This window comes from Terriglobus sp. ADX1, assembly GCF_036877645.1.
Lineage (GTDB): Bacteria > Acidobacteriota > Terriglobia > Terriglobales > Acidobacteriaceae > Terriglobus.
Window position 1 is genome coordinate 1 of the sequence record NZ_JAEDXV010000072.1, and the last position, 255, is coordinate 255.

Genomic DNA, 255 nt, shown 5'->3' on the forward strand with positions numbered 1-255 from the left:
CGAATAGTAATCCTGACGAAGCTGCAATACTCCAGCATGATCGAAGTAAAGAAGGCCTTCGGCTGTTACTACATCCTGAATTTCATCGTGAACAATTTGCTTGGTAAGAACTGCGTATTGGAACGCAAAGACAAGCGCTGCATACACGACAAGAAGCACTGCCAAAACACCGACATACCAGAACGTCAGTCTGGATCGAAGGTTAGACGGCAGCCATCGCATCAGGGCAGAGGCTCCCTGAGGCTGAATCCTAAT

Annotated in this window: 1 pseudogene; it reads right to left on the reverse strand. The window is 48.2% G+C overall.

Annotation, left to right across the window (positions count from 1 at the left end):
* Window positions 1–222 (reverse strand): annotated as a pseudogene (locus JAO32_RS19745) (two-component sensor histidine kinase); the annotation flags it as partial.
* Window positions 223–255 lie beyond the last annotated feature (33 nt).